The organism is Actinoplanes sp. ATCC 53533, from assembly GCF_003947245.1.
This window is the reverse complement of the sequence record NZ_QHHV01000233.1, coordinates 1-10,243: the sequence shown is the minus strand read 5'-3', so window position 1 is coordinate 10,243 and position 10,243 is coordinate 1. Positions and strand designations below refer to the sequence as shown.

10 protein-coding genes are annotated in these 10,243 nt (G+C 71.0%); 4 read left to right on the top strand and 6 right to left on the bottom strand.

The genetic code is table 11. The features are described 5' to 3' along the window. Both DMB66_RS50435 and DMB66_RS50430 read right to left on the bottom strand, forming a co-directional pair. Nucleotides 1-1,038, bottom strand: a 1,038-nt coding sequence (locus tag DMB66_RS50435) for a Clp protease N-terminal domain-containing protein (protein ID WP_125811228.1), incomplete at its 3' end; no start/stop codon positions are given. Nucleotides 1,039-1,136: 98 nt separating this feature from the next. Further along, nucleotides 1,137-2,204: a hypothetical protein gene (locus tag DMB66_RS50430; RefSeq protein ID WP_125811227.1), complete on the bottom strand. Its 1,068-nt coding sequence runs from the start codon at nt 2,202-2,204 to the stop codon at nt 1,137-1,139. Between the two features lie 78 nt (nt 2,205-2,282). On the opposite strand from DMB66_RS50430, the gene DMB66_RS50425 reads away from it, so the two are divergent. The 4 genes from DMB66_RS50425 (at nt 2,283) to DMB66_RS50410 (ending at nt 5,930) form a co-directional block, all read left to right on the top strand. Continuing rightward, nucleotides 2,283-3,488, top strand: a complete 1,206-nt coding sequence (locus DMB66_RS50425; RefSeq protein WP_125811226.1) for a sugar efflux transporter — start codon at nt 2,283-2,285, stop codon at nt 3,486-3,488. A 22-nt stretch (nt 3,489-3,510) separates the two neighbouring features. Beyond that, nucleotides 3,511-4,005 (top strand): cation:proton antiporter regulatory subunit, encoded by a 495-nt coding sequence (locus DMB66_RS50420; RefSeq protein WP_125811225.1) that lies wholly within the window; start codon nt 3,511-3,513, stop codon nt 4,003-4,005. Nucleotides 4,006-4,054: 49 nt separating this feature from the next. Beyond that, nucleotides 4,055-5,260 (top strand): cation:proton antiporter, encoded by a 1,206-nt coding sequence (locus tag DMB66_RS50415; protein ID WP_125811224.1) that lies wholly within the window; start codon nt 4,055-4,057, stop codon nt 5,258-5,260. A 223-nt stretch (nt 5,261-5,483) separates the two neighbouring features. Continuing rightward, nucleotides 5,484-5,930, top strand: a complete 447-nt coding sequence (locus DMB66_RS50410; RefSeq protein ID WP_125811223.1) for a hypothetical protein — start codon at nt 5,484-5,486, stop codon at nt 5,928-5,930. A 73-nt stretch (nt 5,931-6,003) separates the two neighbouring features. On the opposite strand, the gene DMB66_RS50405 is transcribed toward DMB66_RS50410, so the two are convergent. The 4 genes from DMB66_RS50405 to dnaK all read right to left on the bottom strand — a co-directional run. Then, nucleotides 6,004-6,444, bottom strand: coding sequence for a heat shock protein transcriptional repressor HspR (locus tag DMB66_RS50405; RefSeq protein WP_125811222.1), 441 nt, complete (start codon nt 6,442-6,444; stop codon nt 6,004-6,006). Between the two features lie 28 nt (nt 6,445-6,472). Further along, complete coding sequence (gene dnaJ, locus DMB66_RS50400; protein WP_125811221.1) at nt 6,473-7,675, bottom strand: molecular chaperone DnaJ; 1,203 nt, start codon at nt 7,673-7,675, stop codon at nt 6,473-6,475. 79 nt (nt 7,676-7,754) lie between these two features. Continuing rightward, nucleotides 7,755-8,378 carry a nucleotide exchange factor GrpE gene (grpE, locus tag DMB66_RS50395; protein ID WP_125811220.1) on the bottom strand — a complete coding sequence of 208 codons (624 nt, stop codon included), beginning with the start codon at nt 8,376-8,378 and terminating at the stop codon, nt 7,755-7,757. Beyond that, a partial coding sequence (dnaK, locus tag DMB66_RS50390; protein WP_125811219.1) for a molecular chaperone DnaK occupies nt 8,375-10,243 on the bottom strand: 1,869 nt, incomplete at its 5' end. The genes dnaK and grpE, both read right to left, overlap by 4 nt.

Here is a 10,243-nt window from a genome sequence, read left to right as displayed (position 1 = left end):
CTCGACCGTGGGCTCGCCGACGACGACCGGCTGGAAGCGCCGCTCCAGGGCGGGATCCTTCTCGATGTGCTCGCGGTATTCGTCCAGCGTGGTCGCGCCGACCATCCGCAGCTCACCGCGGGCCAGCATCGGCTTGAGCATGTTGCCGGCGTCCATCGAGCCCTCGCCCTTGCCGGCGCCGACGACGGTGTGCAGCTCGTCGAGGAAGGTGACGACCTGGCCGTTGGAGTTGCGGATCTCCTCGAGCACGCTCTTGAGGCGCTCCTCGAACTGGCCGCGGTACTGCGCGCCGGCGACCATCGCGCCGAGGTCGAGCGAGACCAGCTTCTTGTCGCGCAGGGTCTCCGGCACGTCGCCGGCCACGATGCGCTGGGCCAGGCCCTCGACGATCGCGGTCTTGCCGACGCCGGGCTCACCGATCAGCACGGGGTTGTTCTTGGTGCGCCGGGACAGCACCTGCACCACCCGGCGGATCTCGGCGTCGCGGCCGATCACCGGGTCGATCTTGCCCTCGCGGGCCAGCGCGGTCAGGTCCACGCTGTATTTCTCCAGCGCCTGGTAGGTCTGCTCGGGCTCGGCGGTGGTGACCCGCCGGTCGCCGCCACGCACCGCGGGGAAGGCCCCGACCAGGGTCTCCTCGGTGGCGCCGGCGTCGCGCAGGGTCTTGCCGACCGCGCCGCCGACGCGGGCCAGTCCGGCCAGCAGGTGCTCGGTGGAGACGTACTCGTCGCCGAGCGGCTTGGCGATCAGCTCGGCCTCGCCGATCGCGTTGACGAACTCGCGCGACAGGCTCGGCTCCGCGGTGCTGGAGCCGCGGGCGGAGGGCTGCTGCTCGACCGCGCGGACGGCCGCGCGCCGTACGTCGGCCGGGTTGGCACCCACCGCGCGCAGCAGCGCCGACGCCGTGGAACCGCCGGTGTCGAGCAGCGAAAGAAGCAGATGCCACGGTTCAACGGTGGCGTGGCCACGCTGATTCGCGTCGGCGACCGCACCGGTGATGACGTCGCGGCTCTTGGTGGTCAGTCGTTCGGCGTTCATGAGCTCCCCTGGATCGGATCTTCCCAGTAGTGCAGCAATCCGAGACTTGAGCGTATTCCACTCAACTCTAGGTCGGCCAGTCGACCGGGGCATGCCACTTAGGTTTCGGGTCTCAGTTCCAGCTTGATCCAGGCGCGCCGGGTGCCCCCGCCGGGGCCGAGCCACAGGGCGCCGGTCAGGTCGTCGCGGGCCAGCAGCGTGCCGTCGCGCAGCGTGCGCAGCAGGCCCCGGGCCGGCCAGTCCGTCGGCCGCCAGCCTTGGCCGGGCGCGACCAGCCCGATCCCGGACGGGGTGGAGACCGCCAGCGCGCCGCCGCCCACCGGGGCGGCCGAAATGCTGTCGCGCGGATGTCCCTCCGCCTCGACCGGCAGCCAGGCGCCGCCGTCGAGGCGCCAGATCTGCGGGTACGCCCGCGGGGCCACCGTCCCGGCGAGCAGCCACACGTCCTCGTTGTCGGCCGACGCCCGCAGCGTCAGCTGAGTGACGTCCGCCTCCCGGCCCGGCACGACCACCGTCGTCCAGCTGCGCCCGTCGTCGCCGGAAACGGCGGTGCCCTCGGCGCCGGCCACCCACAGGTCACGCCCCGGCCGCGCCAGCACCGAGGTCAGCGGCTGGGACAGGGCCGGCGCGGCCGGCAACGGGCGGCCCGACCGCAGCACCTCGCGCTCCGGCTCGCGGTCGCAGCAGATCTCGTACTCCGCCGGGAGCGGATCGACGGTGCTGGGCCGGAACGTTCGGCCGGCGTCGTTCGACAGATACCAGTGCTGCGGCTCGGCGAGCAGGGCGACCTGACCGCCGACACCGAGCGTGAGCTGGTGCCCGTCGGCGACCGGCTCCGGATGATCCCGCGCGACCCAGCTGCCGCCGCCGTCATCGGTCACGAACAGGCGGGCCGTGCAGTCGTTGTGGTTGCCGACCCGCCGCTTGGGAAGCGAGCACTTGGTGAACAGCGCGGCCCCGAAGCGGGCGTCGAGGAACGACACCGTCCGCGCGTGGAAGCCCGCCGGGACCCGGACGACACTGCTGCGCAGCTCGAACGCCGCGGGTGGCGGCGTGGGCGTGGGCCGTGGCGGCGGGCTGCGCCGAACCACGTCGACCACGGAGCATCCCGCGAGCGCGAGAACGAGCACGACAGCGCCCAGGGCCCGAGGCGGAGCCACCGTCATCGCCCTGACCTCCCGCTCCGTCGAAGGTAACCGGCGTCACCGTGGGCAACGCCACCCGATGGCCGTAGCGTGGCCGTAATGGTCTCGGAGACATCGTCGCAGTCCGGGGCACGCATCGGTCGAGCCCTGCTCCCCCTTGGTTTCCTGTTCCTGGCCGTCGGCAGCTCGACCGCCATGTTCACCCCCTTCCTGTCGCTGTTCCTCAGCACGGACGTCGCCGCCGGCCCGGCGAAGATCACGTTCTTCCTGATCGCCACGCCCCTCGCCGGTGTGCTCGGCTCCGTCCTGATCAGCCGGATCTCCGACCGGTGGCCGATCCGGCGCCGGCTGCTGATCGGCGGTGCGCTGGCCGGCCTGCTCGGTGCCGGCCTGACCGCGATCGCCCGCGACTACTGGGTGCTGCTCGCGCTGACGGTCACGACGTTCGCGCTGGCCGCGTCGCTGTTCCCGCAAGCATTCGCGTACGCCCGGCAGGTGCTCGAACGCGACGACCCGGCCCGCGCCGCCCTGGGCATCAGCGCCCTGCGTACGGTCTTTTCGCTCGCCTGGGTCGCCGGACCGCCGCTGGCGGCCTTCCTGCTGGACGCCGGCGGCTTCGTCTGGGTCTACGGCACGGCGGCGCTGATGTACGCACTCGCCGCCGCGGTCGCGATCTTCTGGCTGGACGAGGTTCCCGCGCCGGTCGCCCGCGCCCCGGACGCCCCGATCGACGACCGTCCCGACGCACCGAGGTGGACGCTGTGGCTCACCGCCGCCGCCTTCACCCTGCTGCAGACGCCGCTGACCCTCTCGGTGCAGGCGCTGCCCCTGTTCATCAGCACCGACCTGGGCGGCGATGTCAGCGACGCCGGCCTGCTGCTCGGGCTCTGCGCCGCGTTCGAGATCCCGCTCATGCTGGGCCTGGGCGTGCTCGCCACCAGGATGCCGATTCGCCGGCTGCTATTCGCCGGCTCGGCGTGCGGTGTCTCCTACTTCGCGCTGGTCGCCGTGTCCACCGACCTGTGGCTGCTGATCGGCGGGCAGGTGCTCAACGCGCTGTTCATCGCCGCGATCTCCGGCCTCGGCATCACCTACATGCAGAACATGCTGCCCCGGCATCCCGGGCGGGCCACGACGTTGTTCACCAACTCGTTTCCGATGGGAGCGATGCTGGCCGGGCCGTTGTTCGGGATCGCCCAGCGGTTCGACTACCGGCTCGCGTACTGGCTGTGCACCGGGCTCTGCCTGGCCGGGCTGGCGCTGCTGATCGTGGTACGTAACGAGCGGATGGCCCGTCCTGCCTGACTGATCCGATACCGTTGGTGCCGTGCGCGTACGGGTAGAGCAGACTCCGCTCCCAGGCATCGGTGTTCGGCACGACCTGATCACCTCGTCGGGCCGTACGGTCGGTGTGGTCTCGCACCGCAACGGCCGTCGCGACCTGGTGCTCTACGACGTGGACGATCCCGATTCCTGCCTGGCGTCGATCCCGCTCACCGACGACGAGGCCGAGGCGCTCGCCGACGTCCTCGGCGCGTCCCTGATGCTCGGTCAGCTCGCCGGGCTCCGGCAGCAGGCCGCGGGCCTGCTCACCGAGCAGATCGCGCTGCCGGCCGGCTCGCCGTTCGTCGGCCGCCGGCTCGGTGACACCCGGGCCCGCACCCGCACCAGCGCCTCCATCGTGGCTGTCCTGCGCGACCGCGAGGTGATCGCCTCCCCCGGCCCGTCCTTCGGCTTCGAGGCCAACGACGTCGTCGTCGCCGTCGGCACCCGCGAGGGCCTGGACGGCGTCACCGCCATCCTCGCCGGCGACACCGACTGAGCCAACCCGCGGCGGAAAACCCCAGCCAAAGGCACCTCAGGAGAGAACAGTGCACAGCACGACGATCCTGCTCATCGAGGTCGGCGCGCTCCTCTTCGCGCTCGGCATGCTCGGCCGCATCGGGCGCCGTTTCGGCTTCTCGCCCATCCCGCTCTACCTGCTCGCCGGGCTCGCCTTCGGGCACGGCGGCTTGGTGCCGCTGTCGGCGAGCAAGGAGTTCATCGAGGTCGGCGCCGAGATCGGCGTCATCCTGCTGCTGGTCATGCTGGGCCTGGAATATTCGGCGAGCGAGCTCGTCGGCAACCTGCGTTCGGCCGCGCCGGCCGGGGTGCTCGACGCGCTGTTCAACGCGCTGCCCGGGGCCGGCTTCGCGTTCCTGCTCGGCTGGGGCTGGGAGGCCGCGCTGGTCCTGGCCGGGATCACCTGGGTGTCGTCGTCCGGGGTGATCGCCAAGGTGCTGGGCGACCTGGGCCGGCTCGGTAACCGCGAGACGCCGGTGGTCCTGTCGGTGCTGGTCATCGAGGACCTGGCGATGGCGTTCTACCTGCCGCTGGTCACCGCCGTCCTGGCCGGGATGGGCCTCTTCGGCGGCGCCAAGGCGCTGGCCGTCGCGGTGCTCACGGTGGTCGCGGTGCTGGTCATGGCGATCCGGTACGGCCACGTGATCTCCAGCTTCATCTCGGTGAAGGACGCCGAGGCGCTGCTGCTCAGCGTGCTGGGCCTGACCCTGTTCGTGGCCGGGGTGGCCGCCGAGCTGAAGGTGTCCGCTGCTGTGGGCGCCTTCCTGGTGGGAATCGCGCTCTCCGGTCCGGTCGCACACCACGCGGTGCAGATCCTGTCGCCGTTGCGGGACCTGTTCGCCGCGGTGTTCTTCGTCGTCTTCGGGCTCTCCACCGACCCGGCCACGATGCCGGCGGTGCTGCTGCCCGCGCTGGGGCTCGCCGCGCTGACCATGCTGACCAAGGTGCTGACCGGCATCTTCGCCGCCCGGCGCGTCGGCGTCGCGCTGCCCGGCCAGGTCCGGGCCGGGCTCGCCCTGATGCCGCGCGGCGAGTTCTCGATCGTCATCGCCGGGCTGGCCGTGGCGTCCGGCGTCGAGCCCGAGCTGGCCCCGCTCGCGACCGCCTACGTGCTCATCACGGTGGTGACCGGGCCGATGTTGGCACGCCTGTCGGATTACGCCTGGTTCAAGGCGAAGCTCCGGAAAAGGACCGCCGTGCGTCGCCCGGTGGGTGCCCTCCCAGCTGCTGAATGACCCTTTCCGCGTTCAGCGAGCACTAAGCTACTGGCCAGTATCCGAAAGTGATCTCTTACGACTTCCATAGAACGCGCCCCTCGCGCTAACGTGTCGCCGCGACAACAACGTGTTATCGGGTGACCAGCGACTCGCCGGATGCAGGGGGATGCCTTCCCAGCGGGTCAGCACGGCCCTCTGCCGGGGAGGACGGCGGCATGAGTGAGCTAGACGAGGCGGCGTCGTGACCGTGCGCGAGTCTGCATTCTTCGGGTTTGTCAACCCGGTCGACCCGCGACCGGAAGAGCTGCAGGCCTGGGCATACCACCCCGAGGCCGTTCCCCTGGACGCGATGCCGTCCGACTGGGACCTGCTCATCGCGGGTGACGTACTGGCGCCGACCCTTTTCGAGCTGGCGATGGACCGGCAATGCCCGGCCCGCCGGTTCGCGCTGCACTGCATGTACATCTACGCGGCCGACGGCGTGCGTCCCAACGCATCGTCGCAGCGCAAGCGGCGGCTGAAAAAGTACATCGAGCGCGCGGAAGAGGTCGGCGACGAGCCGATGGCGATGTGGGCGCACAACTGCCGGGTGCTGATGACCCGGCCCGAGCTGTTCGAATACGAGGACTGGATCGAGGGTGGCCTGGTGCGCCACCCCCGCCGCCTCGCCGCCTTCGGCCGACGCTGAAGGCGCCTTCGACCGCTGCTGAGACAGCCGGCCGACGCTGCTGAGACAGCCGGCTGTCCTGGACAGCCGGCTGTTACCGCTCGCCCGAGCGGCGCGGCCGCCACACCACCAGGGCGGTCGACGGGCGCTCCTGCCTGACCAGATCGCGGCCCGGATACGGCCCGACGGCCTCGAGCTGAGCGATCCGCTGATAGGCGTCGCCGAGCTGCTGGTCCAGCTCGGCGATCCGCTCCTGCAGCTCACCCAGGAGCTGTTCGAGCCCGATGATCCGCTTGATGCCGGCCAGGTTGACACCTTCCTCCTGGCTTAGCTTCTGCACCTCGCGGAGCAGGGCCACGTCCCGCTCGCTGTACCGGCGGCCGCCGCCACCGGCCCGGCCCGGCTGCACCAGGCCGAGCCGGTCGTACTGGCGCAGGGTCTGCGGGTGCATGCCGGCCAGCCTCGCCGCGACGGAGATGATCAGGACCTTCGCATCGGAGGCCTGCTCCACCGAGATGCTGATCTCTTCATACATGTGCCACCTCCTGACAAAGGTCCTGAAGCTAACCGCGGCGCAGCCGGGCCTCGATGCGCTCCCGCTCGGCGTTCGGCGTGAGCTTCGCGAACTGTTCCAGCGCGTCCCGGGCCTCGGTGGTCACCGCGGCCGGGGACGGGACCTGCACCTCGACGGTGACCAGCAGATCGCCGGCCTGGCCGTCGCGACGCTGCACGCCCTTGCCGCGCGCCCGCAGCGTGCGGCCGCTCGGCGTGCCGGCCGGCACCCGCAGCGTCACGGGGCTGTCCAGCGTGGGCACGCGCAGGTCGGTGCCGAGCACCGCCTCCGCGAACGTGATCGGCACGGTCAGCGTGATGTCGTCCCCGGTGCGCCCGAAGATCTCATCCGGCCTGACCTTGACCTGCACGTACAGGTCGCCGGCCGGGCCGCCCTTCTCGCCCGGCTCGCCCCGGGCCGAGAGCCGGATGCGCTGGCCGTCGGCGACCCCGGCGGGAAAGCGCACGTTGATCGTGCGGTTTTTGGTCACCCCGCCCGTGCCCCGGCACTCCGGGCACTTGTCGTCGACGATGCTGCCCGCGCCCTGGCACTCGCGGCACGGCTCGGAGAAGCTGAACGACCCCTGGTTGCGGGAGATCAGCCCGGAGCCGTGGCACTGCGGACAGGTCCGCGGCACCGTGCCGGGCTTCGCCCCGTTGCCGTGGCAGGTGTCGCAGACACCCGGCGACCGCAGCGTCAGCGGCAGCGTCGTGCCCTTGACCGCGTGCGCGAAGTCGAGCGTGACCTCGGCCTCGACGTCCCGGCCACGCTGGGGTCCCCGGCGTGCGCCTGCTCCCGCCCCGCCGGCGCCACCGCCGGAGAAGATGGAGCTGAAGATGTCGGAGAACCCGGCCCCGCCGAACCGGCGGTCGCCGCCCGCGGCACCCTGGCCGGCCCCGCTGAACCCGCCGCCGAACAGGTCGGACGGGTCGAACTGGGAACCACCCGGGCGGGCGCCCCGGCGGAACGCGCCCGAGCCGAACAGGGAGCGCATCTCGTCGTACTCTTTGCGCTTCTTGTCGTCCGACAGCACGTCGTACGCCTCGGACGCGGCCTTGAACCGGTCCTCGGCGTCCTTGTTGCCGGGGTTGTGGTCCGGATGGTTCTCCCGGGCCAGCTTGCGGTACGCCTTCTTGATCTCATCGGCGGAGGCGGACTTGCCCACCCCGAGAACGGCGTAGAAGTCCTTCTCCAACCAGTCCTTCGAACTCATCCAGCCCACCTCCTCCACCGGATCGTCGTCGCATGTGCCGAGGTCCCGCCCACCTCGCGGTGGGCGGGACAGGTGCGTGTCACTCGGGGTCGGCGACCGCGACCAGGGCGGGCCGCAACAGCCGCTCGCCCAGGGTGTAACCGCGGCGCATGACCTCGACGCAGGTCGGCTCCGTGACGTCGGCGGACGTCAGATGCGCGACCGCCTCGTGGCGGGTCGGGTCGAACGGGTCGCCCTTCTCGCCGAACGCCACGAGACCGAGCTTGCCGACCGAGGCGTTGAGCGCCTCGGCCACCGTGGCGAACGGTCCGACCAGGTCACCGTGCTCGCGGGCCCGGTCGACGTCGTCCAGCAGCGGCAGCAGCGAGGTGAGCACCGAGCCGGTGGTCTGCTCGGCGGCCACGCTGCGGTCGCGGTCGACCCGCTTGCGGTAGTTGGCGTATTCGGCCGACACCCGCTGCAGGTCCCTGGTCCGCTCGTCGAGCTCGGTGCGCAACGCCTCCAGCTCGGCCCCGAGGGCGGGCGTGTCGACAATCACGCCCTCCTCGGGCTCCTCGGCGGCGCGGTGGGCGCCTCCCGCGGACTCCTCCTCGGCCTGCTTGGCCACCTTGGTGTCCTTACCTTTCACGTCGATCTTGCGCCGGTCCCGGATGACGACGCGCTCGGTGCCCTGACCGTCGTTCTCGTCGTCCGACCGGCTCACTTCTTGTCGTCCTCGACGATCTCGGCGTCCACGACGTCGTCCGCGCCGGCCTTCGGGCCCGCGCTCGCGCCGGGTGCACCCGCGTCAGGGCCACCGGGAGCGCCCTGCGTGCCGTCCGGGCCGGGTGCGCCCTGCGTGCCGTCCTGGTTCTGCTGCGCGTACAGCAGCGAACCCGCCTGCTGCGAGACCTGCGCCAGCTTCTCGTGCGCGGTCTTGATCTTCTCGATGTCGCTGCCGCCCAGCGCGCCGCGCAGGTCGCCCAGCGCCTCGCTGATCTGGCCGCGCGCGTCCTCGGGCAGCTTGTCGCCGCTCTCGGCCAGGAACTTCTCGGTCTGCCACTGCAGCTGCTCGGCCAGGTTGCGCGTCTCCGCGTCCTCCTTGCGCTGCTTGTCCTCGTCGGCGTGGTCCTGGGCGTCGCGCATCATGCGCTCGATGTCGTCCTTCGGCAGCGCGGAGCCGCCGGTGATCGTCATCTTCTGCTCCTTGCCGGTGCCCATGTCCTTGGCGCCGACGTGCACGATGCCGTTCGCGTCGATGTCGAAGGTGACCTCGATCTGGGGCACGTTGCGCGGCGCCGGCGGCAGGCCGGTCAGCTCGAAGGTGCCGAGCTTCTTGTTGTACGCCGCGATCTCCCGCTCGCCCTGGAAGACCTGGATCAGCACGGACGGCTGGTTGTCGTCGGCCGTGGTGAAGACCTCGGAGCGCTTGGTCGGGATCGTGGTGTTGCGCTCGATGAGCTTGGTGAAGATGCCGCCCTTGGTCTCGATGCCCAGCGACAGCGGGGTCACGTCGAGCAGCAGGACGTCCTTGACCTCACCCTTGAGCACACCGGCCTGCAGGGCGGCGCCGACGGCGACGACCTCGTCCGGGTTGACGCCCTTGTTCGGGTCGCGGCCGATCATCGACTTGACCAGGTCGGACACCGCGGGCATCCGGGTGGAGCCGCCGACCAGGATGACGTGGTCGACGTCCGAGACCTTGATGCCGGCGTCCTTGATGGCCTGCTCGAACGGGCCCTTGCAGCGGTCCAGCAGGTCCTGCGTCATGCGCTGGAACTCCGACCGGTTGAGGGTCGTGTCGAGGTGCAGCGGGCCGGCCGGGCCGGCCGTGATGTACGGCAGGTTGATGCTGGTGGTCGAGGCGGCCGAGAGCTCGATCTTCGCCTTCTCGGCGGCCTCGCGCAGCCGCTGCAGCGCCATCTTGTCGGCGGACAGGTCGATGCCGTGCTCGCCGCGGAAGGTCTTGACCAGGTGGTCGATGACCCGCTGGTCCCAGTCGTCGCCGCCGAGGTGGTTGTCACCGGAGGTCGACTTGACCTCGATGACGCCCTCGCCCAGCTCCAGCAGGGAGACGTCGAAGGTGCCGCCGCCGAGGTCGAAGACCAGGACGGTCTGCTCCTTGGAGCCCTTGTCCAGGCCGTAGGCGAGCGCGGCGGCGGTGGGCTCGTTGACGATGCGCAGGACGTTGAAGCCCGCGATCTCACCGGCCTCCTTGGTGGCCTGCCGCTGCGCGTCGTTGAAGTAGGCCGGCACGGTGATGACCGCGTCCGTGACCGACTCGCCGAGGTAGGCCTCGGAGTCGCGCTTGAGCTTCATGAGCACCCGCGCCGAGATCTCCTGCGGGGTGTACTTCTTGCCGTCGATGTCGACGGACCAGTTCGTGCCGACCTCCCGCTTGACCGAACGGATCGTCCGGTCGGGGTTGGTCACCGCCTGACGCTTGGCGACCTCGCCGACGAGCACCTCGCCGTTGCGCGCGAAGGCGACGATGGACGGCGTCGTCCGGGAGCCTTCCGCGTTCGCGACGACGGTGGGCTCACCGCCCTCGAGAACGCTGACGCAGGAGTTCGTGGTGCCGAGGTCGAT